Genomic DNA, 23,785 nt, shown 5'->3' on the forward strand with positions numbered 1-23,785 from the left:
AGGTCAAACAAAAAAATTAAAAAATACTTTACCAGCCTACATAAATCGAGCAAAAATCTGTACGATGCTAAAATTGGCTTATGACCTTAAAGATTATCCGAGCCTTTGCTGATAGTGATTTTCGCTCCGAGTTATTGGCTCGTATACATAAAAAATATCAGGCGGATCCGCAGGCACGTTTTTTCTATGTGGTACCCAATCATATTAAATTTTCGTCAGAGGTCGGTGTTTTAAAAGATTTTGGGACTCTGTTGGGTGCTAAAACTCAAGATAACCAGGCCTTTTCACGCTTGCAGGTTTACTCTTTCTCACGCCTGGCTTGGGCCTTGACCAAACAAGAAGAGGGGAAAACGGCGCTGACTGATTTATCAATCGCCATTCTAGTTGGACAAGTCTTGCGGGATCTGCCCTTAGCACAATTGGGAATTTTTGCGCGTTCTGCCCGTTTGCCAGGGTTTGTGGCCAATGTTGCCGCACAGCTGCAGGAAATTTGGGATTCCGGATTGACTGCCGCTGAGTTAGGGGTAACACATAGCGGCCAAGATCGTTTAGCTGACAAAATTCATTTTCTGGCGATTATTGAAGCACAAGTTCTGCCTTTACTGGCAGACTTTGAGCTGCCTGAGGATAAGCTGAAAAATTTTGCTGAAGATTTGGCAGATTTAGACTTATCGCACGCAAATTTCTATTTTGAAGGTTTTTCTAATTTTACCAATACTGAGATGTCTGTTTTACAAGCAATTATTGCCTTGGATAGACAAGGCAGTGATTCTGAAGTGACGGTCGCTTTGATCGGCGATAGTGCGAGTGATCGTTTTGGGGATGGCAATCTCTTTTTTAAGACGAACCGCTTGATTAGAGAAAATTTTCCTGATGCCCAGATCGAACGGATTCATCGCGATCGAAATTTATCTATGTCGCAGCAGAATTTTGAAAAGAGCTGGCGTGAATTAGAAACGCAGGGTTTTGCCCAAGAAAAACGCCCATTGCCTCAGATGTCGATCAGGACCGTCAGCAGCCAGGAAAACGAAGCGGCTTTTGTTGCCCGCTCGATTCGCCGCAAATTGGTCGACGATCCAACTTTGCGGGCACGTGACATTTTGGTGATTGCTCAGCGTTTGGACAATTACAAAGATATTCTGCCGCACTTTTTCCAGCGCTATGATCTGCCTTATTTCTTGGACAGTGATACCCGCATGTCTGATCATCCTTTAGCTTCTGTTTTAGAAAGTTTGTTGACACCAAGTGCAGAATTCGATTACGAACGGGTTATGCGGATTTTAAAAAGCGGCCTATTCCAATGGGAATCCGAAACGAATTTTCAAGAGTCTTTTGATTATCTGGAAAACTTTGTTCTGGCAGCTAACCCTAAAGAGGCTCTTTGGCGTAATGGTGATTTTCAGTATGTCGCGGTCAGTGATGAACAGGATGTGGCCAAAAGCGATCCACAAGACCAGCGAATCAACCAAATGGTTAATCAGATGCGTGTCTATATTGTGCAGCTGCTGGATAGTTTTAAGGACCGTTTTGCCAAAGTGACTACTTATGAGCAGGCGGTCAGGGCCTTAATGGCTTGGCTGCTGGATTTTAAAGTCGATCAGGTCTTTATTGCACAAGCCAATCGCGGCGATGACCGAGGCGTTCAGGCTTGGAAAATGCTGATAAACAGCCTGGAACAGATCGATCATTTGATTGCCGACAAGGAATTTGTTGGCCAGGATTTTTTGCAGATGTTAAAAGATGGTTTTGCGGCGGCCACGTTTTCAGGCATTCCGGCCAGTCTGGATCAGATTACAATTTCAGAAAGCGGGATTGTTCAGCGGCAGGATTATCGTTTACTGTACTTTATTGGTGCGACTTCAGACAGCCTGCCGGCGCAGATTGATTCTAAAAGCCTATTGGATGACTCTGATCGTCAGCAATTAATCAGTGATTTTGCTGAAGCCAAAAAGGATTATTTTTTGCAGGACACAAGTCGTCAGCAAATGGCTGCCGAGAATCTGCGTTTTTATTCGACCGTCTTATCCGCCACAGAATCAGTTGTCTTCAGTTATCCAAAATTTAGAAGCGATGGCAAAAAAAATGAGCTTTCGCCATATTTGTCCCGCCTGTCATTGCCGGAAGTCTCGGACTTGCACGAAGTCAAAGTGCCGGATCTGCCTGAAAAGAAGGCGGATCTCGTTAATTATTTGGGCAATGCCAATAGCTCGGTTACTGCCGTCAGTCGTAGTGCAAAAGCATATGGGACTGCTTTTATTGACGGCTTATATTCGTTAATTTCCTTGCGAAACGGCAACTTTAAGAAAGTTTTGGCTGCTAGTCATTATGAAAATCAAGTCGTGACTTTGAGAAAAGATCTGGTCGATAAGCTTTTTGGCAAAGATTTGCGTTTATCAATTTCTCAAATCGAACGCTATTTCAGTAATCCTTATGAATATTTTCTGCAGTATGGCCTGCGTTTGAAAAAACGGAGCCAATTTACCCTGGATCCTGCGCTTTCAGGCAGTTACTATCATGCGATTTTTGAAAAAGTCGTTGATAGGATGATCGAAAAAAAAGTCGCATTTCGCGATTTAAGCAATCAAGAACTGGATGAAAGCAGTCGTCAGGCTGCTGAGAGCCTGCTGCAGCAAGAAGATTTTCAGATTCTGGATTCAGATGACCATTTCCAGGCTGTTGCTAAAAGCCTCACACAGGATGTTGCATTGACTTTCCGTCTGATGCGGCTGTCCAATGCCTTTAACCAATCACGCCCTATCCGCACTGAGGCAGCTTTTGGCCGCTTGGATCAGGATAACAAGCAGGCGCCTTTGATTGGTCTGGATTTCACTTTGGAAAACGGCAACCGCTTATATCTTCGCGGGAAAGTCGACCGCATTGATAGCCAGGATCAGAATCATGATTTTGCGACAATTATTGATTACAAGTCCAATGGCAAACAATTTAATTTTCGCGATGCTTATGTTGGCAGTGAGCTGCAGTTGTTGACTTATTGGATGGATCTTTTAAAAAATACACAGCAGCTGGGATTTCGCCAGTTGGGCGGGGCTGTTTTCGCCCAGATTAAAAATCAGCCGGCCACAATCGCAGATATGCTGTCCAAGGGTGTGCCGCTGGACCAGGTCTTTGGCCAAAATGCACAGTTTCAGCGGCCGGATTTCCAATTCCGTGGTCTTTTACTGGACGATTCAGCCTATTTGGATAATTTGCAGCATCTGGAAGCTGGCGAGAAGGCCGATTTTTATCATTTTTCGTTAACAAAAAATGAACAGCATGCTGTTAGCGATGATGTCTTATCTAAAGAAGATCTGCAATTATTGATGAAACATGACCAGGATAAACTGGTCCAAGCCGGCAATGCCATTAGTCAAGGGCGTTTTCCTTTGTATCCTTTGCGGGAGGGCGACCAGAGATCTGCACTGACTTATTCCGATTATAAGGAAGTTATGAATTTCGATCGTTCTTTTGGCGATCGTTATCATGATTTGAATGTTTATCCCAATAACAGAAAAGGCATTTTGGCCTTATTGAAAAAGGAGCAGGAAAAATGAACTATTCTGAAAACCAAAAAGCTGTTATTTTTCATGCTCCTGATGAAAATCTGCTGGTTGCTGCTTCGGCTGGTTCTGGCAAGACAACTGTTTTAATTGAACATGTCTACCAGCAGCTGTTGGCAGGCCAGGATATTGATCGTTTTCTGATTTCGACTTTTACAGATGCCGCAGCTTCGGAAATGAAAAGTCGTCTGGAAAAACGCATTCGTCAAGGGATCGGAGAGACTAGCGCAAAGGCCGATAAAAAACATTTACAGGCGCAGCTGCTATCGTTGAATAGTGCGGCAATCGGGACTTTAGACGCTTTTTCATTAAAAATTATCGAACGATATTATGCGGCAATCGGCTTGGACCCGCGCTATCGCATTTTGGCTGATCAGACCGAAAAAGATTTGCTGATTCAAGAAGTGATTGATAATACTTTTAATTCGTCATATAAAGACAGCCGTTTTCTGGAACTGCTCGCGAATTTTTCTTCAGCCAGCCGAGATCAGGATTTGAAAAAACTGGTCATTAGATTGAATTCGATGGCCGAAGCGCGTGCAGAAGCCGATGAGTGGCTGGATTCGCTCGGCCGCCATTATCGCTTGGGAAATAGTTTGACTGCTGGCGATTTTTGGCAGCGCTTATTAGCGCCCCAATTATCCGATAAGGTTGTTGAAGCTTATTACCAGATCGTCTCAGCCAAAGAGAAGATTGAAAAATTGCAGGATTATGGCAGTTACGAACCTTATTTGACTGATGTTGCCGCCATGATGCAGGGACTGATTAACAGTTTTAAAAGTAATGACTGGCAGCAGATACGCAATTATTATGATCAGCATCCTTGGCCGAAATCCGCTCGCAAAAAGGGCAATACACCTGGTGAAGCTGAGTATTTCAAACAATTCGTCGATAAGCAGATCAAGGCTGCTCGGGATTCGTATCGCTCAATTGCCACGGATTTCCTGCTTCTTAACGAAAAACAATGGCTGCTGATTAGCCAAAATGCCGATAAAATTGTCACAGAATTAGTTGAGCTGACAAAACTATTTCGGAAACATTTTGCTGCTAAAAAACGCGATCTATCGCTGCTGGATTTTTCAGATGGCGAGCAGTTTGCCTATCAGATTCTCAAAGTTCCCAGTATTCGTGAAGAAGTTCAAAGCAGTTATCATGAAGTGCTTGTCGATGAATACCAAGATATTAATGATTTGCAGGAAAGTATTCTCACGAGTGTGGCAAACAGCCACAATATGTTTATGGTTGGCGACTTAAAACAGAGTATTTACGGTTTTCGTCAAGCTGACCCGAAGAAGTTTACGGAAAAATATCGTGCCTATGGTCGGCATCAAGGCGGTCGTCTGATCGAATTAGCTGATAATTATCGTTCAGAAAAAAATGTCACGCAGTTTTCGAATTCCGTTTTTGATCAATTAATGGACCAGAAATTAGGCGGAATTGATTACAAAGGGGATGTCCAATTAAAGGCGGCCAATAAAGATTATCCGGCTGACTTGAAGAAAGTGGCTGAAATATCGATCGTGATCGATGACGGCCAACAGACAGAGGCGGATTTTGGCAAGACTGATGCCGAACTGGAATTGATTGCGGCTAAAATTCAGGATTTAGTTGGCCACGAGCAGCTTTTTGACCGCGACTCAAAAAGCATGCGGCCAGTTCAATTTAAAGATATTACCATTCTTGGGCGCTCGCATGCTTGGGAAAACGAGCTGCAGGCTGTTTTTGCCAAACACAATATTCCAGTGAATGTCGCGGCTGGTAATTTTCTGCAGGAATTTGAAATTTCTGTGATTTTAAGTTTCTTAAAAATTATTGACAACCCGCATCAGGATATTCCTTTGGCAGCTGTTTTGCGGTCACCGATTTATGGCTTGGACGAAAATAAATTGGCCGAGATTCGCACAGTGGATTTAAAACACGATTATTTTACAGCCGTGAAAACGTATGCTGAAACCGGCGCCGACGCTGATTTAAAAGATTTACTGGTCAACTTTCTCCAGCAGCTGAATCGTTATCGGGAAATCGCGGCTGATAACCGGATTGTTGATTTGATTTGGCAGATTTACGATGACACGAATTGGCCAGAATATGTTTCGGCGATGGTCGGCGGAACACAACGTTTAGCCAACTTGCACGCTTTATACGAATACGCTCAGCAATTATCAGACAATCGTTTTGTTGGTTTATTCAGTTTTATTCGCTATGTCGAACAGCTGATGAACGCGACTGAAGATTTTTCCCAAGCGCCGGCGGATATGGGCGAACAAGCTGTCTCAGTTATGACAATTCATGCAGCCAAAGGTTTGGAATTTCCAATCGTCTTTCTGCTGAATCTCGACAAAAAAATTGATGCACGCGATACACAAGGTGTGATGGTAGCGGATTTTGACGAAGGTGTCGGGATTGATCTGGTTGACCCTGTTTCACGCGTGAAAATTCCAACCTTGCAAAAAATGGTTGTTGCAGAAAAGATCAAAGAGAAAAACTGGGCTGAAGAGATGCGGCTCTTGTACGTTGCTTTAACGCGTGCCGAACAGCGCCTGTATCTAATTGGTGCTAGCGGATCGCAGACTGATTTAGCTTTATCTTGGGAGACACCTGTTTCAAAAGACCCGGCCGTGCTGGCTGTGCAGGATCGATTGCGTGCGACGAGCTATCAGCAGTGGATTGGTATGGCTTTAGCTAAGACTGGCCGGATTGATTTGACGGATTTGGTCAAACAAGCTGATCAATCCGACTTGGTATTTTCAATCAAACTGGTCGACTATAGCCAAATTATAGACATGGCTGCACAAGAAACGGAAAACGATACGGCCGCAGTGACGGCTTCAGATATTAAATCCGACCCGGAAATTAATTTATCACGGGCAGAAAAAATTCTCGATTACCGATATCCCTTTCAGACGGAAAGTAATCTGGCGGCCTATCATAACGTCAGTGAATTAAAACGTGTTTTTGAGGATCCAGACGCTTTGCTTTTGCCGGAAATGGATGATCAACCAGCTGCAGAAATCACGGAATTGCCTAAGCCGGATTTCGCCCAGTCCAGCCAGGGAACACATATTAGTTCGACAGATAAAGGGACTGCCACGCATTTAATCTTGGAAAAAATTGACTGGCATAAAGAACTGACCACAGATTACCTAACGAATTTAATTCATCAGACTATTAGCGATTCGGACCTGGCCCAAGCGATTGAATTAGACAAGCTGGAATGGCTGATACATTCTGAGTTAGGCAGGCAGATTCAAGCGCATGTTGACAGTCTCAGACGTGAGGAAACGTTTGCCATGCTCCTGCCGGCCGAAAAACTCTATCAGGGTATCAGTAGCGGCGATCAAGTCTTAGTTCACGGTATTATTGACGGCTATTTTATTGACGGTGATGATGTTATCTTGTTTGACTACAAGACGGATCGTTTGACGAAAAATTATATGGCTGATTTGTCGGCGCGTTATGCCGGGCAGCTGAATATTTATGCAACTGCTTTGGCAAGCATGTATCCAGGCAAAAAGGTGGCTGATCGCGTGATAGCAGGCTTAGAAGGCGAGAAACTGATTCACTTATAAACAACTATTTTTAATTTATTGTTTTTTCCCTTGACTTTATGATCAAAACGGTTAAAAATGAACACATCTTTTAAGAAAGGAAATCTGATGATGGCAATTACTTTGAATCGTTGGCAAAACTGGCGTAGCAGAAAGTAAGTTTACTCTAAGCGTAGACTTGCTTTGATTTGTATTGAAGAGAGTCTATGCCGTCACGATTTCCTTTTGAATCGAATTCAGCCGCATAGCTAAGATGAATCAATCGCTATGCGGCTTTTTGTATCTAAATGGTCGTCCGTCTAGACTCCGTAAAAATAAAAATAATGAGGAATTAGACAATGACAGAAGAAAATACAGCAGCACAAGTAAAAAGAACCGGCTATTTTGGTGATTACGGCGGACAATATGTCCCTGAAGCCGTCAAAACAGCTTTGAATAAATTGGAAAAGGTTTATCTGCAATATAAAGATGATTCAGAATTCCGCACAGAGTTGGCTGGATATTTAAAGGACTATTCCGGCAGGGAAACGTCGCTCTATTACGCCGAATCACTGACCAAATATTTGGGCGGCGCAAAAGTCTACTTAAAACGCGAGGATTTAAACCATTTGGGTGCCCACAAGTTAAATAATGTTTTGGGACAAATTTTATTAGCACGGCGCATGGGCAAAAAGAGGGTCGTGGCCGAAACAGGGGCTGGCCAGCATGGTGTCGCTACAGCCGCGGCAGCTGCTAAATTTGGTATGTCCTGTGATATTTTTATGGGTGCCATGGATATGCAGCGGCAAAAATTGAATGTTTTCCGCATGGAAATGATGGGCGCAACGGTTCATTCTGTTTCAGCCGGTACAGCCACCTTAAAAAACGCAGTTGATGCAGCCTTAGGCTACTACGCTCAGCACCTAGACGATACTTTTTACGTCTTAGGTTCAGCAGTCGGCCCGCACCCTTATCCGACGATTGTCAAAGACTTCCAGAGTGTCATCAGCAAAGAAGCTCGTCGCCAGATTCTTGAAAAAGAAGGCCGCCTGCCCGATGCGATTATTGCCTGCATTGGCGGCGGATCAAATGCCATTGGTGCCTTTGCAGAATTTATTCCTGACAAAAATGTGCGTTTGATTGGTGCTGAGGCAGCCGGCAAAGGTGTTGATACGCCAGAAAACGCTGCCACGATGACTAACGGCCGCCCTGGCATTGCTGATGGTATGTTTTCCTATCTTTTACAAGATGCACAAGGCGGCGTGCTGCCAGCTTATTCAATTTCTGCAGGTCTTGATTATCCAGGCGTTGGTCCTGAACATTCATTTTTGAAAGATACGCATCGCGCTGAATACTACGCAATCACGGATAAAGAAGCCGTTGACGCATTTCTATTGCTGTCGAAGCTGGAAGGCATTATTCCGGCCCTTGAGAGTTCACACGCTGTGGCCCAAGCTGTCAAGATGGTGCCAAAAATGTCTAAAGACCAGATTGTGATTATTAATCTGTCGGGACGAGGCGATAAAGATGTTGAACAAGTTGCCCACTATATCGGCCGGGACTTGTGAAAAAAGGATTATGGCTGCTGAATGATTGAAATTAAACCCTAGGTTCAATACAATAATCATATACGGTAAGCGCTTACTTATTTTGCAAGTATTATGTAAGCGATGCTTTAAATGATTATAAGGGGTAATTCATGTCAATTAGTGTCAATCAGCAAGCAAAAGTGTTTCATCTGCAGACAGCTCACAGCAGCTATATTTTTCATGTGATGGCAAACGGTGATTTAGGCCAATTATACTTTGGCCGCAAAATCCATGTTAAAGATCACTATGACAATCTGGCCAAACGCGAGCGGCGCGAAGCGATGGTTGCCTGGGGAAAGGACTTTGATGATTTTCAGCCCGATAATTTGAAGACCGAATATGCTGCTTTTGGCCGCGGCGATTTTAGAGATCCCGCTTATCAGATTGCAGCAGAGAACGGCAGCCGAATCAGTGAATTGGCATATGCCGGCTATCATATCGAAGACGGTAAGGCACGTTTGTCCGAACTGCCTTCAGCATTTAGCCAACCATCTGAAGGTGTGCAGACGTTGACGATTGATCTTGCTGACCCATTGACTGGTTTGCAAGCCAGCCTGCATTACAGTGTCTTTGAACAGGAAGATGTGATCGTCCGAAGCACGACTTTTAGTAATTTAAGTGACAACAAAATTATTTTAAGGCGGGCTATGAGTGCACAATTGGATCTGCCGGACAGCCGTTTCCAGATGATTAGTTTTGCCGGTTCTTGGGCGCGAGAAAGACAAGAAGTCAAAAATGCTCTAAAGCCCGGTATCCAGAGTGTCGGCAGCCTGCGAACCGCTTCGAGCCATCAGGAAAATCCTTTTATCATGCTGGCACGGCCAGAAACTAGCGAAGATACAGGCGACGTCTTTGCCTTTAATCTAATTTATTCTGGTAATTTTCTTGATCAGGTCGAAGTGAATCATTATGATCTGACACGTGTTTTAATTGGCATTCACCCTGAAGAGTTTGCTTGGACGCTTGATCCCAACGAGAGTTTTCAAACACCTGAAGCCGTCTTGAGCTTTTCTAAGCAGGGTTTTAACCAATTGAGCCAGCAGCTGACGAATTTTTATGCCAATCATTTAGTCAATCCGCGTTTTGCCAAACAGCCGCGGCCGATTTTAGTCAACAATTGGGAAGCGACTTACTTTGATTTTAATGAAGATAAATTATTGGCAATCGCCAAGAAAGCTGCTGAATTAGGCATTGAGCTTTTCGTCCTGGATGACGGCTGGTTTGGCCATCGCGATGACGACCACACGTCTTTGGGTGATTGGTTCGTCGACAAAAAGAAACTGCCTCAAGGCTTGCCTCATCTAGCTGACGCTGTGCACGGGCTGGGTCTGAAATTCGGTCTCTGGTTTGAACCAGAAATGATTTCCATGGCCAGTGAGCTTTACAAAAAGCATCCAGACTGGCTAATCGTTTCGCCAAAACGTCAGCCAATCGCTGGCCGCAATCAGTATGTTCTCGATTTTACGCGTAATGAAATTGTTGACACTGTTTTCCAAATGATGGCGCAGCGCATTGAAGAATCGCATCTGGATTATGTGAAATGGGACATGAATCGCTACATTACTGATATGTTCGGCAGCCAATTACCAGCTGACCGGCAATTAGAAATGGCACATCGTTACATCTTGGGTGTTTATCATCTATACCAGCGTCTGATTGATCGTTTCCCAGATGTCTTATTTGAATCCTGTGCTTCGGGCGGTGGCCGCTTTGATTTGGGCATGATGTATTACGCACCGCAGGCTTGGACCAGTGACAACACCGATGCACTTTCACGGATCCAAATCCAATATGGGACTTCTTATGGTTATGCACCGTCGATGATGGGGGCCCACGTTTCTGACGTACCTAATTATCAGACTGGTCGCATCACGCCGCTATCGACACGGGGACGCGTTGCCTATTTCGGTGATTTGGGTTACGAACTGGACATCACAAAGCTGTCCGAAAAAGAACAGCAGGAAATTAAAAAACAGGTTGCTTTTTACAAACGGCATCGGCAGCTTTTCCAATTCGGTACTTTTTATCGCTTACAGAGTCCTTTTGCCGGCGATAAAAATGTCGCCAGCTGGGAAGTTGTCAATGCTGACCGGACACTAGCAATTGCGGCGAGATACCAGTTTCTCAATCGGCCTAATCCAGCCTATCTGCGCCTGTATTTTATGGGCTTATCGCCAGATCGCCTATATCGCATCAATGGCAGTGAGGAAACATTTTTCGGTGACGAACTGGAAGACGCCGGTTACGCCGTTGATCAGATTTTAGACATTAATCAGCCAATGACTGCTTCAGCAGATTTCAGTGCCCATCTATTCATTGCACAAGCTGTCGAGTAAAAACCTCAACGATTATTTTCGTTGAGGTTTTTACTATATATAATGAGAACAAGGAGCCCTTATGACGATAATCATTGTTCTGGCACTGTTGCTGATTGCGGTTGTTTTGTTGCTCGTTTTTGCAAGAAGGTCATACAGAGAAGCTCGACAGGCTGGCAAAAATCCGATTATTGCAGCTTTTTCGGCCATATGGGATTTACTTTTAGAGCGTCTTTAAGCGGTTTGCCTGCTAGTCTTGTCCTTGCCTTTGATTTGAAAGGCGACGATTAGAATCAGAACAGCCAGTACAAAAGCGAAAATAAAGGCAAAGCGCGAAGCAGACATGAATCTGGCTGCTGTGTTTTGCAGCGGATGCAGTGTCCCGCCGAAGACCAGCAGGCTATTTGTAATTGAAGTTGATAAAGCACCCATAATCTGCTGACAGGTATTCATAATTGTGCTGCCGTCACTGGAATGTGCGGCTGACAGGCTTCTCAGTGAATAACTTTGAGCCGGCGGAAACAGCATGGCCGAGCCTGACAGCAGCATACTTTGGGCAGAGATAATATAAGGAATGCCGCTTTTTAAATTGATGATCGACATCATAATCAAGCCGGCGATAAAAATCACAGTACCTGTCAAGACGAGATATCGAGCACCGAAACGGTCAGATAGACGGCCGGCGATCACGGAAATCACGGCGTTTAACACACCGGCTGGTAGTAAAATCCAGCCCGTCGTATTTGCTTTCTGGCCTAAACCGTTTTGCAGCATTTGCGGCAATAAGTACATGGCGGCCAGCACAATACCGAAGTTAAAAATAACAATCAAAGTGCCATTGCGATAGCGCGAATTGGTTAGTATTTTGAAATTCAAGATGGGACGGTTGATACGCAATTGCCGATGGATATAAATAAACAAAATCAATAGGGATAGCAAAATCAGAATGATCACGATCGGAGAGGCGATGCCTAAGTTGCTGATAAGGCCGACCGAACTGACCAGCAAGCCGAAACCAAGCATAGACAAGATAACCGACAGCCAATCAACTCTTGGATGTGTCTGTTCGATCACATTAGGCATCGTGAAAATCGTCAAGAGCAGTGATAATAGCAGAAAAGGCAAAAAGAGCCAAAAAATCCAGCGCCAAGACAAAGAATCAATAATAATTCCTGATAAAGTCGGGCCGATGACTGGTGCAAAACCCATAACGACACCAATCACACCCATGACGCTGCCGAATTTATTGCTGGGAAAAATAATCGTGGCAATTGTGAACATAAGGGGAATGAAGAGACCGGTAGCGATTCCTTGGATGGTTCGGCCGATCAATAAGACGGTAAAACTGTTTGCGCAGGCCGCAATCACCGATCCTAGAGCGAAAATAAAAATCGCAAAAATAATAATATCTTTGGTCTTAAACCAGTGTGAAATTAGAGTCGATAGTGGTAACGCTAAACCGATCATCAGCATATAAGCGATGACCAGCCACTGTATCGCTGCTGACGAGACCGAAAAAGTCTCGCGCAAGACGGGCAGCGCGATGTTAAGCGAAGTCTCGGAAAATAATCCGAGAAAATTAACGACTAAAATACCTAAAATGACCACAAAGGGCCGACGAACTTGTTTATTTGCCATTTTTTGCTCCTGAAAGATAGATTTATGATTGATCGCTGATTTTATTTAATAAATCAGCGAGCTCCTGCTTTTGCTGGTCATTGAGCCGATTTAAAATTGTCCGGCCGGCCTGGCTGCCGTTTATCTGCAATTCATGACACAGCTGGCGGCCTTTTTCTGTCAGATAAACTTGTTTGACACGCTTATCTGCGCTTGAAATACCTGTCTGAAGCAAAGATTTGCTTTTTAGGCGCTCAATCATTCGGCATGCAGCCTGATGACTGATTTTGAGATAATTTTTTAGATCAACAATATCCGCATCCGGATGTGCACGAAAGTAAAACAAAGTCTCTGATTGGTTGGACGTCAACTGATGCTTTTTGAGGTCGACGCTGCGCCAAGCAATCAGCTGATGACCCAGTTTTAAAATTTGGCGTTCAAGTGTAAAGTCCTGGTCTGACAAAGGAACCTCCGTTCAAGAATTATACAACAGGTTGTATAATTTGAGAAACAGTTCGCAGTCAGAACCAACCAGCTTCACGTTTGATACTGCACAATCCAGATGAATTTTCGTTACTATTTAACTATGAGTAAACTTGTTTTAATTCGTCATGGCCAATCAACCGCTAATCGTGATAATGTCTTTACGGGTTGGTCGGATGCACCTTTGACTGATAAAGGCATTGCCCAAGCGCATATTGCCGGGCGTGAGTTAGCAGAATCGGACACTCAATTTGATATCGTCCTCACTTCAGTCCTGCAGCGCGCAATCGTTACCAGCTACATTGTGATGGACGAAATTCATCAGCCTTGGCTGCCGATTATAAAAAGCTGGCGTTTAAATGAACGCCATTATGGCGCTTTGAAAGGCTTAAACAAGGCTAAGACTGCCAAAAAATATGGCGACCAGCAGGTTCGTGAATGGCGCCGCAGCTATACCTTGATGCCGCCGCTTTTACAGCATCCTGATCAGGACCGCCGTTATCGGGCATCGGCCGTGATCGAACCTTTGGGCGAATCAGCTGAGATGTCTTGGCAACGTGTCAAACCTTTTTGGGAGGACCAAATCGCGGCAAACTTAAGGGCATCGAAAAATGTTTTGCTGGTCGCTCACGGCTCTTCCATTCGCGTTCTTTTAAAATTCTTGGATCGGGTTAATGATGCGGATTTTATGAATGTCGAAGTTGGAAACGGTGAGCCGATTGTCTATGATTTTGATAATCAATTGCACATTCTCTCTAAGACCAATCTGTAAAATTAGTACCGAAAATGCCCACAGACATTGTTTTGCAGATACAGCTTTCGATTGATTAAAGTTCAAGTCCCTATATTTTAATTTATTTTCATGCAATACTAGGCAGTATAAAATGAATTGAGGAGGTAATTATGGATGATCAAACATTAATGAAGAAAGCGCTGCTGTCGACGGCCTTGCATTTTTCTTATAAAAATCTGAATCTGCCTGTCTGGATTTCGGCCATCAATGGTGAATTTATTTCTGCAGCCGAATCTTACGACGCCGATGTGACGGATGTCCAATTGTATTTCACAGGATCTAAAAGCGGCGATAATTACCACGCATCGGGTTCCTTTGAATTTGCAGGCGGTACTCAGACGGCTGATCTTGATATTCCGCTTAGTGATGGCCAGGCTGAGGCTGAATAAGTGACGGTTTTATCGACACAATCTTTAAAAGCCGATGATGGCAAACGGCGTTGTCAATGGCTGACAAACTATAAAGTTTGGGACGATATGACTGTTTATCATGATAATGAGTGGGGCCGTCCTAGCCATAATTACCGTTATTTATTCGAGCTGCTTTGTTTGGAGACTTATCAGGCTGGTTTGAGCTGGGAAATTGTTTTGAAAAAACGCGCTGCATTTCAACGTGCTTTTTTTAATTTTGATATTCAAAAGGTCGCCGAATTAACCTCAATCGATTCTTTGATGGCTGACAGCGGCCTGATTCGCAACCGCCTAAAACTACAGGCGACAATTAACAATGCGCGTGCCGTTTTAAACACGCAGAAGCAGTATGGCTCTTTTGATAACTATCTTTGGCATTTTACCGATGGTCAGATAATTGACCACCACATTACCGATCCTGTCCAGATTCCGGCACAAAATGATTTATCGCAGTTGGTAGCCAAACAGATGAAAAAAGATGCCTTCAAGTTTACCGGCCCGGTGACAATATACTCTTATCTGCAAGGCGCCGGCGTTATCAATGATCATGAAGCTGTTTGTGCTTTCAACCCGAATCGGCAATTAGACTAATTATCATTTTTCTATTCAAAAATTAAAATATTGTCAAATATCCGTTTGCTGCAGTGAATTTTTGTTCTAATTGTGCGTAACAGCCCTTTCGTCCTTTGGACCGTCAAGTGACAAAAAATATGAAAGCAGGTCATATATATGGATGATTTTATCCAATTTTTAAAACGGAAGAATGTCAAGCTCTATCTGACACTAGCACTTTTAATTCTTGTGATTTACTTTTTACGTGCTTTCATGGGGATTGTTCTATTGACAACAATTTTCGCTTATTTAGCCATTAAATCCAGCTTGTATTTTAAAAAACGCTTTCAAGTTCCTTATCTGCTTGCCGTGGTGTCCTTGTACATATTGATCTTGGGATTATTGGCGGCAGCTATTTCTTACGCTGCGCCTTTGCTAGTCGACCAGCTTAAGGTCATTCCACAAATGGTTTCCAAAGCGATCATTAACCACCCGCTTTTAAATCGCAGTATTAACCGATTAGTGAATCGCTTCATTCATAGTAGCGAGATGGTGTCCAATAGCCGGAACGTCGTGGTAACGGGTTTTCGTGAAGCCGGCCATGTCGGCCGCGGATTGACACATTTTGTGCTGGCTGTTTTTCTTAGCTTTGTTTACAGCATTTCCCGCCCACGGATTCTTTCATTCGGCAAAGAATTTTTGAAATCGCCTTATCACGAATTTTTCGGAAATGTGCATTTTCTGGCACGCAAATTTGTGTTGATCTTAGGCAAAATTATCGAAACGCAGCTGCTGATCTGTACGATTAATACTTTTTTAATGACTATCGGTCTTTTCTTTTTGAGAATGCCTGACTTGCTCCTGCTGGCAATTATCGTCTTTCTTCTTGGCCTGATACCCGTTGCAGGCGTTTTAATTTCTGTCATTCCACTGACAGTGATTGCTTTTGCTTCTGGCGGCCTTATTCGTGTTGCCGAAGTGATTGTGCTGGTTATCGTGATTCACATGTTCGAATCATATTTTCTGCATCCACGCCTTATGGCCGACCGGACGGATTTACCTGTCTTCATTGCTTTTATTACCTTAATCGTGATGAGCAAGCTAATTGGTGATTGGGGACTGATTGTGGGATTACCGATTGTCTCCTTTTTCTTGGATATTTTTGGTATTCACAGCTCTGAAAAAAGCCGCAAGCCGAAAAATAATGGTTGAGTATTTTATGCTTTAAAAGTAAGTTTGGCGTATTCGGGATTTTTTAAAAATGCTGCTTTAGCATAGGGACAAACAGGCTTGACGCGTTTTCCTGCAGCAGCAGCATCGCTTACTGCCTGTTTGAGTATTCTGCTCGCTAAGCCGTGCCCGCGATAGTCGGGATCTACTCGAATACTGTCGATACTGATCGCATTCTTTCCAGCGATTTCGCTGTATAACAGCTCGGCTATTGTTTTGCCATCCGAATTTTCAATGAAATAGCGGCCATGTTCCTGCTTAATTGCATTTTCTGTCATAAGTCTATTTTACAAAGCTTCGATGGCTTTTATAATGGGGTTGTAGCTATTAATTTTGGGAACAAATAAAAAATCTCCAATCAGATTTATCGCAATAGGGAGAGCAATATGAACATGAAATTTGTCAAACGCGGTCATTATACGGCTGAGGAGTTACGGGATATTCATTCTGGTACGGCTCAGCAAATGGACTACTTGAACAAACACATCGAGAGCATGGAACAAACCTACGAGCGGCATATGCCTAGTGGTGATCATATGCTGGATGAGTATTCAGAAAACAGCAAGTAAATTAACCGAAGACAGCTTCGGTTTTTATTTTGGCCTTTTTTAAATAATCAGCTGATTCCGTATAATGAGTTATATGACAAAAGAACGCGGATTTGAAATTGTTACAAAATACGAGCAGGCAGGTATTCAATTACCAAAAAGAGCCACTGCTCATGCCGCTGGCTATGATATCCAAGCAGCTGCTGATATGCTGATCCCGGCAGACGGCACAATCAAATTGGTTCCAACCGGTTTGAAGGCTTATATGCAGACGAACGAAGTCCTGTATTTGATCAATCGTTCTTCAGGACCGTATAAGCGCGGCCTGGTGCTGCCTAATTCAGTCGGTGTGATTGATGCTGACTACTATAATAATGAAAAAAATGAGGGCGAGATCTTTGTGCAGATACAGTCAATCTCTGGCCAAAATGTTCAGATTAAAAAAGGCGACCGGATCGTGCAGGCAATCTTCATGCCCTTTTTGACTGTGGACGATGATCGTGCAGCCGGCCTCCGTCAAGGCGGATTTGGTTCGACAGGGGAGTAAAGTTGGCAAAACAAAAAACACAATTTGTCTGTTCTAACTGTGGATATACGAGTGCCGGTTATTTAGGACGCTGCCCGAATTGTGGTCAGTGGAATACGTTAGTCGAAGAAAAAATTGTGCCGGATACCGTTGTTAACCGCAAGGCTAGAATCAGTCTTGATGGCCGCGTGGCCAAGCCGCAACGTATATCGGAAATTTCCGGCAACGAAACACCGCGTGTTCAGACCGGCATGCAGGAATTAAATCGTGTCCTAGGCGGTGGTATTGTACCGGGCAGCCTGGTTCTAATCGGTGGGGATCCTGGCATTGGCAAATCTACCTTGATGCTGCAGGTATCCGGCCAGCTGACCGAGACCGGTGGCAGTGTTCTCTATGTTTCTGGTGAAGAATCGGCCAACCAGATTAAACTGCGAGCTGATCGGCTGGGTGTTGGTTCTGACGATTTTGTTGTCTATCCGGAGACAGATATGCAGCAGATCGAATCTGTGATTCAGCAGATGGAGCCTGATTTTTTGGTGATTGACTCTGTTCAAACAATGCAGGAACCCGATTTGCAGTCTCCAATCGGATCTGTTGCCCAAGTTCGTGAAGTGACGGCTGATCTGATGCAGATTGCCAAGACGAACGGAATTACGATTTTTATTGTTGGCCATGTGACAAAAGACGGTGCAATTGCCGGGCCGAAGATTTTGGAACATATGGTGGATACGGTTCTTTATTTTGAAGGGGATGCCAATTACAAATACCGTATTTTAAGAACGGTCAAGAATCGTTTTGGGTCAACCAACGAATTAGGTATTTTTGAGATGCGTGATCGCGGCCTGCGCGAAGTATCTAATCCTTCAGAAATTTTTCTAGAAGAACGCTTGGCCGGCGCGACAGGGTCCTCAATCACGGCCAGTATGGAAGGCACGCGACCGATTTTAGTTGAAGTACAAGCTTTGGTCGCGCCGACTGTCTTTGGTAATGCACAGCGTGTCACGACTGGTGTTGATCGTAATCGTGTCGCTCAAATCCTGGCTGTTTTGGAAAAACACGCTAATCTGCTGCTGCAGAACCAAGATGCCCACGTGCGGATTACAGGCGGCGTCAAAATTGATGAACCGGCGGCTGATTTGGCAATTGCACTAGCCGTGGCGAGTTCTTATCATGAAAAAGCGACCAGCCCTTCGGATGTCTTTTTAGGTGAAGTCGGCTTGGGTGGTGAAGTCCGCTCGATTTCATTGATTGAAGATCGTCTCAAAGAGACAGCCAAGCTGGGTTTTAAGCGTGCGATTATTTCCAAAAATAATCTTCCGGGAACGATTCTGCCTGAGGGTCTGCAAGTGATTGGTGTCGCGACGCTGGAAGAAGCGCTGAAAATCGGGCTGGGCTTGCAGCGTTATACGAGGCAGGACAATTTGAACTGATTTATAATAGCTTTGCGAGGTAATTTATGGCAGTTTTTTCTGATATCAAAGGAATGACTTTTGATTTGGATGGCGTCATCACAGATACGGCCAGTTTTCACGAGAAGGCTTGGCACCAGACAGCTAATGAAGTTGGTACTGTTTGGACACAAGCTTTGGCTGATCAGCTTAAGGGTCTATCGAGAATGGATTCTTTGGCTTTAATCTTAAAAGCTGGTCATCATGAAGACGACTATACACAGGCCGAGAAAGTATCATTGGCTGAGAAAAAGAATCGTTACTATCAGCAACTGATTACAAAATTAACCGCCGATGATTTGCTGCCGGGCATTGGGGCTTTTTTAAATGAATTGAGGTCGGCCGGATACCGAATGAGTATTGCCAGTGCTTCTAAAAATGCAGTCACTATTCTCAAACAACTGCAGATCACGGATTATTTTCAAGGCATTGTCGATCCAGCTAGTCTTAGTGCCGGCAAACCCGATCCGGAGATTTTTATCAAGGCTGGAGAATTGCTTGCGCTTCCGCCAATGGCTCTGATTGGGTTGGAGGATGCGGCCGCTGGTGTCCAGTCGATTAAAGCGGCTGGTCAAACGGCTTTAGGCATTGGTTTAGCAGCTAAAAAAGCTGAACCGGACTTATATTTTGACCGAACTCAAGACATTACTTTGGCAGCCATTCATGACAAAATGAATTGATTGCATTAAAAGCGCCAAAGACAGGCGTTTTTTTACTATCATAAAACATATGAATAAAATAATTCTCGCAAGCAAAAACGCTGGTAAGACAGAAGAAATTCAATCTTTGCTGGGAGATCAATTTCAAATTGTTGATCTCAACCATTTGAACAAAGTTCCTGAAATTAATGAAACTGGTCGCAGTTTCAAAGAAAATGCTCAAATCAAAGCACGTGCTGTAGCTCAAGCCTATCCGAATAATTTTGTCATGGCTGAAGATACGGGCTTGGTCATTGATGCTTTGGATGGCCGACCGGGTATCTACTCGGCCCGTTATGCTGGTGATCACGATGACAAAGCTAATATTCAAAAAGTGCTGACCGAATTAGAAGGCGTCCCAGCAGAAAAACGCACAGCTCATTTTACAACCGTGATCGTTTTAATCGGCTTGGCAAAAGAAATTGTTGCCCAAGGTCACAGTCAAGGCCTGATCTTAGATCATGAAGAAGGCAAAGATGGTTTTGGTTACGATCCGATTTTCTTCTCGACAGAGTTGCACAAGACTTTCGGCCAGGCCACGACAGCAGAAAAGAACACAGTTTCTCATCGCGCCAGAGCCTTAAAAGATTTAATTTCGCAAATTACAGCTTGATCGCGTAAACTATACTATTGTTATGACTGAAAAAATTCGTGTTAGATACGCTCCTAGTCCGACGGGGCACTTACATATTGGTAATGCTCGGACAGCGATTTTTAATTGGCTTTTTGCACGCCATTATCAAGGGCAATTTGTTATTCGTATTGAGGATACTGACTTAGCCCGCAATGTGGCCGGCGGAGAGAAAAGCCAGCTGGATAATCTGAAATGGTTAGGCGTTGATTGGGACGAAGGGCCGGACAAACCAAATCCGGAATATGCGCCTTATCGGCAGACCGAACGCGCTAAATTAGGCATTTATGACCGTTACATCCAGGAACTTTTGGATCAAGGCAAAGCCTATAAATCCTATAAGACTGAAGAGACTTTAAAGGCTGAACGAGAAGCACAAGCCGCTGCTCATCAGGCACCACATTATGTCTATGAATATGCAGGCATGGACGCTGACCAGATTAAAGCTGCTCAGGTAAAAGATGAAGCCGCCGGCTTAAAAGCCGTTGTCCGTTTTCGCGTGCCTGAAGATCACGACTACCAGTGGCAGGACATTGTTAAGGGCAAAGTCAAAATCAATTCCAAAGAGATCGGCGGCGATTGGGTTATTCAAAAAGCCGATGGCATGCCGACTTATAATTTTGCCGTTGTGATTGATGATCATTTGATGGAAATTACCCATGTTCTGCGCGGCGATGACCATGTCAGCAATACGCCTAAACAGCTGATGGTTTATGATGCTTTAGGCTGGCAAGCACCTAAGTTCGGTCACATGGCACTGATTATTAAAGCCGAGACGGGTAAAAAACTGTCCAAACGTGATGAAGATACGCTGCAGTTTATTGAACAATATCGTGAACTGGGTTATCTGCCGGAAGCCATGTTCAACTTCATCGGCCTGCTAGGTTGGTCGCCGGTTGGTGAAAATGAAATCTTCACACGCGAACAGTTTAAGGACATGTTTGACGAGACACGTTTTACAAAAGCCAATGCTAAATTTGATGCCAAAAAACTGGCTTGGGTCAATAACCAGTGGATGCGGGCTGAAAAAGACCGTGTCATGCCGCAATTGATCGCTGAATTGGTCAAAGCTGGATTGATCAGCCAACAAGAAGCGGATCAACAAGCCGATCATTTGGCCAAGATTATTGAAATTGCCGGCGTTGATGGGATTAAAGCCACGAGTGAAATTGCGCCTTTGGCCACTTATCCATTTTTCAAATTACACGGAATTTCAGACGAAGATAAAGCTGCCTGGCTGGATACCGAAGCAGGTAAACAAGTGACGTCCGCTTTTGCAAAGGCTGCTGCTGCATTAACCACTGGTGACTTCACAGCTGAAAATCTCATGAAACTAATTCGTCAATTACAAACTGACCTGGCGATTAAGGGCCGTCCCTTGTGGAATCCGATTCGCTTGATCACGACACACGAAGTGCAAGGACCGAATCTGCCGGAAATTCTGGCTGTGATGGGCCGGGATTGGACCTTGAAAAACATTCAGGAAACATTGGTCTAATTCATACCCTAAGGCAATATAATCCGATCTTGCAACTGTTCGTAATGGCTTACTTTATAATAGTTAAGAAGGAGGAATTATGCCAAAGTATTTTTACCGCACGATTGATGATTTAAACAATTTAATTAAGGAAAATTTGGCCAGACTGCAGTCTTATAATTTTGATTTGATTGTCGGTTTACCAAGACGAGGCATGATTCCGGCCACTTTGATTGGTTTGTTTTTAAATAAACCGGTTGTCAGCTTTAACGAACTAAATGCCAATATGGCTAGTGAAAAAATTGGTTATCGTTTGCAGGAAGAATCAGCCAAATTTCCGAAATCCTACAGCAATATCCTGTTAGTTGACGATTCGACCGACGAGGGTACCGTCTTTGAACAGGCCGCGGCTAAACTAGATGACGCGACAGCTAAAAAAGTGACGACTTTATCTGTCTATGCGACGGAAAAAGGCGGCCATCGTGTCGATCTTCACTTGGAAACATTAGAAGAACCCAAACTTTACGAGTGGAATATCCTGCACAAAAAAGCCGCTTTAGCCGATGCCGCGATGCGTTTTGAAGGAATTATTGCGACAAATGCCTTGACTGGCGAATGGATTCCGGTCACTTTGCCCAGTTATCCGATCAAAGTCATCTATTCTGGATTGCGGGAAAAGCACCGCGACAAGCTGGAAAGCTTTTTGAACCGCCATGGTGTTCATTTTGATGAATTGAAGATGGAGATTGTTTCATCCCGTCAACTAAAGCAAATCGTCGCTGATGAAAAAATTGATTTGGTTTACGAAAACGATATGTTTATCACGCGTGATTTGGCTGACACAGTGGCCGTATACAACGTTGCCGGCAATTTCTTGGATAACGCCAATACCACTGATGAATTGAGTTATGACGATTAAAGCGGACTAGTTGACTAGGTAGGATGCGATGAATAAAGCCGAGTGGATAGAAGAATTCAAAAAAATCAACGGTCGCGATCCCAGGCCTAGCGAGTTTCGCGAAGCTTTGAATCGTCAGGAGTTCAGCCTTGATGATAGTGGCGCTGATCAACCTTTGCCTGCTGTTGGCGAAGATGAGAGTCAATTAAGCCGCAAAGAAAAACGCCGTTTGGAAAAAGCGGCGCGTGGCAAGAACCGGCACAATGGCATTAATGCCTTAATCTTATCAATGCTAAGCCTACTGTTTACGCTGTCGCCAATTCTGATTGTGCTCAATCCCCGTGTAATTTTAAACGCGGGCAGCGTCAGCAGCAATGATAATACCGGGTCATTTGTGGCCGCTTTATTCTTCTTTGGCGTGCTGCTTTTGCTGCTATCATTACTGTTTGCGATCATGAGCCTCTTTGAGAGCCCCAGGCAGATGGCTATTATTGCTTTTGTGTTTTCTCTGATCAACGCTTTTTATGTGTATACAGTTGTAAACTTTACACAGTTTTCTGCCATGGACTTTCAAAAGGTCGTTAGCATTTTCCAAAATATTTTCCGTTAAATTGAACGAAATTGAAAAAGGATATCTTTAACAACGATTAAGGGTATCTTTTTTGTTATTCTTAAATTGCTATTGGTGGTTCATACTGTCGCTGGAAAGGGCAAAATATGGCAGCAGATGCAATTCAATCAATTCGTTCATATTTTCAAACGTGGGTTGATCGAGATTTTTTAAATATTGACTGTCTCTTTGACTGGGATATTTATTATCGTGAATGTTACGGTGCATGTTATAGAAATTTAGATGAACTTCATTTATGGATCGAAAGTCAGCTAAAAAAACAAGTAGTGTTAGACTGGCACATTCACGATGTCTATGAGGATGGCCATTATTTTTTTTGTCACATGGACTTTTCGAGCAAAAGAGAAGGAAACATATGTTTTTGATGGTTTGTCCAAAATAAAATTTAACAGTCAAAATAAAATTTCGGAGATTATTGAATATGAGACAAAACATGACGTATTTTATCCCTTTAAAAAGAGTTCCTATGGTCGACAATGATGACGATAGCAAAAAAAGAAGTTGAAAATCTGAATCAATTAATTAAGCAGAATGGCAGTAAGAACTGATGAAAAAAATTATTTACAAAAAAATTCTTGGCCAAGCCATGATTATGTGGCTGTTGCAGATTTTATTTGCAAGCTTTGTGGCAATCTATAGGCTCAATGTTTTTAAAATGTCTATCGATTTTGCTTTTACCGTGGGAACTGTGTTGATCATCGCTTACGCATTAAGCGTAGCTGGATATCTCGGTTATCGCAGAAACACTGCTAAATGATGAATGATGGATAATACGCGTTGCCTATACCAAAGAAAATCACTTTTTAAAGTAGAAAGAAAAGTTATAAAACTTGTCCGGATTGCCGAACATATGAA

The 23,785-nt window shown here is 43.6% G+C and carries 22 protein-coding genes; 19 read left to right on the forward strand and 3 right to left on the reverse strand.

The window, feature by feature from the left end:
- The first annotated feature begins 80 nt into the window (after positions 1 to 80).
- The 5 genes from OKIT_RS03720 to OKIT_RS09630 all read left to right on the forward strand — a co-directional run bounded on the left by OKIT_RS03720 (position 81) and on the right by OKIT_RS09630 (position 11,226).
- Positions 81 to 3,551, forward strand: coding sequence for a PD-(D/E)XK nuclease family protein (locus OKIT_RS03720; RefSeq protein WP_007745443.1), 3,471 nt, complete (start codon positions 81 to 83; stop codon positions 3,549 to 3,551).
- Positions 3,548 to 7,126, forward strand: a complete 3,579-nt coding sequence (addA, locus tag OKIT_RS03725; protein WP_007745444.1) for a helicase-exonuclease AddAB subunit AddA — start codon at positions 3,548 to 3,550, stop codon at positions 7,124 to 7,126. The genes OKIT_RS03720 and addA overlap by 4 nt, the downstream gene beginning before the upstream one ends.
- Before the next feature lie 317 nt (positions 7,127 to 7,443).
- Positions 7,444 to 8,652, forward strand: coding sequence for a tryptophan synthase subunit beta (gene trpB, locus OKIT_RS03730; RefSeq protein ID WP_007745445.1), 1,209 nt, complete (start codon positions 7,444 to 7,446; stop codon positions 8,650 to 8,652).
- 131 nt (positions 8,653 to 8,783) lie between these two features.
- Complete coding sequence (locus OKIT_RS03735; protein ID WP_007745446.1) at positions 8,784 to 11,009, forward strand: alpha-galactosidase; 2,226 nt, start codon at positions 8,784 to 8,786, stop codon at positions 11,007 to 11,009.
- 61 nt (positions 11,010 to 11,070) lie between these two features.
- Positions 11,071 to 11,226 (forward strand): hypothetical protein, encoded by a 156-nt coding sequence (locus OKIT_RS09630; RefSeq protein WP_007745447.1) that lies wholly within the window; start codon positions 11,071 to 11,073, stop codon positions 11,224 to 11,226.
- On the opposite strand, the gene OKIT_RS03740 is transcribed toward OKIT_RS09630, so the two are convergent.
- Positions 11,223 to 12,626, reverse strand: coding sequence for a DHA2 family efflux MFS transporter permease subunit (locus tag OKIT_RS03740; protein ID WP_007745448.1), 1,404 nt, complete (start codon positions 12,624 to 12,626; stop codon positions 11,223 to 11,225). The genes OKIT_RS09630 and OKIT_RS03740 overlap by 4 nt on opposite strands.
- Before the next feature lie 22 nt (positions 12,627 to 12,648).
- Complete coding sequence (locus OKIT_RS03745; protein ID WP_007745449.1) at positions 12,649 to 13,068, reverse strand: MarR family winged helix-turn-helix transcriptional regulator; 420 nt, start codon at positions 13,066 to 13,068, stop codon at positions 12,649 to 12,651.
- Between the two features lie 123 nt (positions 13,069 to 13,191).
- Between OKIT_RS03745 and OKIT_RS03750 the strand changes: the two genes are divergently transcribed.
- The 4 genes from OKIT_RS03750 (at position 13,192) to OKIT_RS03765 (ending at position 16,055) form a co-directional block, all read left to right on the forward strand.
- On the forward strand, positions 13,192 to 13,860 hold the full coding sequence (locus OKIT_RS03750; protein ID WP_028291883.1) for a 2,3-bisphosphoglycerate-dependent phosphoglycerate mutase: 669 nt from the start codon (positions 13,192 to 13,194) through the stop codon (positions 13,858 to 13,860).
- A 131-nt stretch (positions 13,861 to 13,991) separates the two neighbouring features.
- A complete protein-coding gene (locus OKIT_RS03755) occupies positions 13,992 to 14,270 on the forward strand; it encodes a hypothetical protein (RefSeq protein ID WP_007745451.1) in 279 nt (92 codons plus the stop codon).
- Positions 14,271 to 14,882, forward strand: coding sequence for a DNA-3-methyladenine glycosylase I (locus OKIT_RS03760; RefSeq protein ID WP_007745452.1), 612 nt, complete (start codon positions 14,271 to 14,273; stop codon positions 14,880 to 14,882).
- Positions 14,883 to 15,020: 138 nt separating this feature from the next.
- Positions 15,021 to 16,055 carry an AI-2E family transporter gene (locus tag OKIT_RS03765; protein ID WP_007745453.1) on the forward strand — a complete coding sequence of 345 codons (1,035 nt, stop codon included), beginning with the start codon at positions 15,021 to 15,023 and terminating at the stop codon, positions 16,053 to 16,055.
- Between the two features lie 5 nt (positions 16,056 to 16,060).
- On the opposite strand, the gene OKIT_RS03770 is transcribed toward OKIT_RS03765, so the two are convergent.
- Positions 16,061 to 16,351, reverse strand: a complete 291-nt coding sequence (locus OKIT_RS03770) for a GNAT family N-acetyltransferase (protein ID WP_007745454.1) — start codon at positions 16,349 to 16,351, stop codon at positions 16,061 to 16,063.
- Positions 16,352 to 16,459: 108 nt separating this feature from the next.
- Between OKIT_RS03770 and OKIT_RS03775 the strand changes: the two genes are divergently transcribed.
- From OKIT_RS03775 to OKIT_RS03820, 10 genes are all read left to right on the forward strand, one after another.
- A complete protein-coding gene (locus OKIT_RS03775; protein WP_007745455.1) occupies positions 16,460 to 16,642 on the forward strand; it encodes a hypothetical protein in 183 nt (60 codons plus the stop codon).
- 73 nt (positions 16,643 to 16,715) lie between these two features.
- Positions 16,716 to 17,168 carry a dCTP deaminase/dUTPase family protein gene (locus OKIT_RS03780; protein WP_028291884.1) on the forward strand — a complete coding sequence of 151 codons (453 nt, stop codon included), beginning with the start codon at positions 16,716 to 16,718 and terminating at the stop codon, positions 17,166 to 17,168.
- A 2-nt stretch (positions 17,169 to 17,170) separates the two neighbouring features.
- Entirely contained in the window at positions 17,171 to 18,577 is a 1,407-nt protein-coding gene (gene radA / locus OKIT_RS03785; protein WP_007745457.1) for a DNA repair protein RadA, read from the forward strand.
- 26 nt (positions 18,578 to 18,603) lie between these two features.
- Positions 18,604 to 19,275, forward strand: a complete 672-nt coding sequence (pgmB, locus tag OKIT_RS03790; protein WP_007745458.1) for a beta-phosphoglucomutase — start codon at positions 18,604 to 18,606, stop codon at positions 19,273 to 19,275.
- Positions 19,276 to 19,324: 49 nt separating this feature from the next.
- A complete protein-coding gene (gene rdgB, locus OKIT_RS03795; RefSeq protein WP_007745460.1) occupies positions 19,325 to 19,906 on the forward strand; it encodes an RdgB/HAM1 family non-canonical purine NTP pyrophosphatase in 582 nt (193 codons plus the stop codon).
- 22 nt (positions 19,907 to 19,928) lie between these two features.
- Positions 19,929 to 21,422: a glutamate--tRNA ligase gene (gene gltX / locus OKIT_RS03800; RefSeq protein ID WP_007745462.1), complete on the forward strand. Its 1,494-nt coding sequence runs from the start codon at positions 19,929 to 19,931 to the stop codon at positions 21,420 to 21,422.
- 79 nt (positions 21,423 to 21,501) lie between these two features.
- Entirely contained in the window at positions 21,502 to 22,320 is an 819-nt protein-coding gene (locus OKIT_RS03805; RefSeq protein WP_007745465.1) for a phosphoribosyltransferase, read from the forward strand.
- Between the two features lie 28 nt (positions 22,321 to 22,348).
- The gene (locus tag OKIT_RS03810) at positions 22,349 to 22,909 is read left to right on the forward strand and encodes a hypothetical protein (RefSeq protein WP_007745468.1); all 561 of its coding nucleotides are present in this window, start codon (positions 22,349 to 22,351) and stop codon (positions 22,907 to 22,909) included.
- Between the two features lie 107 nt (positions 22,910 to 23,016).
- On the forward strand, positions 23,017 to 23,295 hold the full coding sequence (locus OKIT_RS03815; protein WP_241778174.1) for a hypothetical protein: 279 nt from the start codon (positions 23,017 to 23,019) through the stop codon (positions 23,293 to 23,295).
- 182 nt (positions 23,296 to 23,477) lie between these two features.
- Positions 23,478 to 23,687 carry a hypothetical protein gene (locus OKIT_RS03820; RefSeq protein ID WP_007745478.1) on the forward strand — a complete coding sequence of 70 codons (210 nt, stop codon included), beginning with the start codon at positions 23,478 to 23,480 and terminating at the stop codon, positions 23,685 to 23,687.
- Positions 23,688 to 23,785 lie beyond the last annotated feature (98 nt).

It is taken from the genome of Oenococcus kitaharae DSM 17330 (assembly GCF_000241055.1).
Lineage (GTDB): Bacteria > Bacillota > Bacilli > Lactobacillales > Lactobacillaceae > Oenococcus > Oenococcus kitaharae.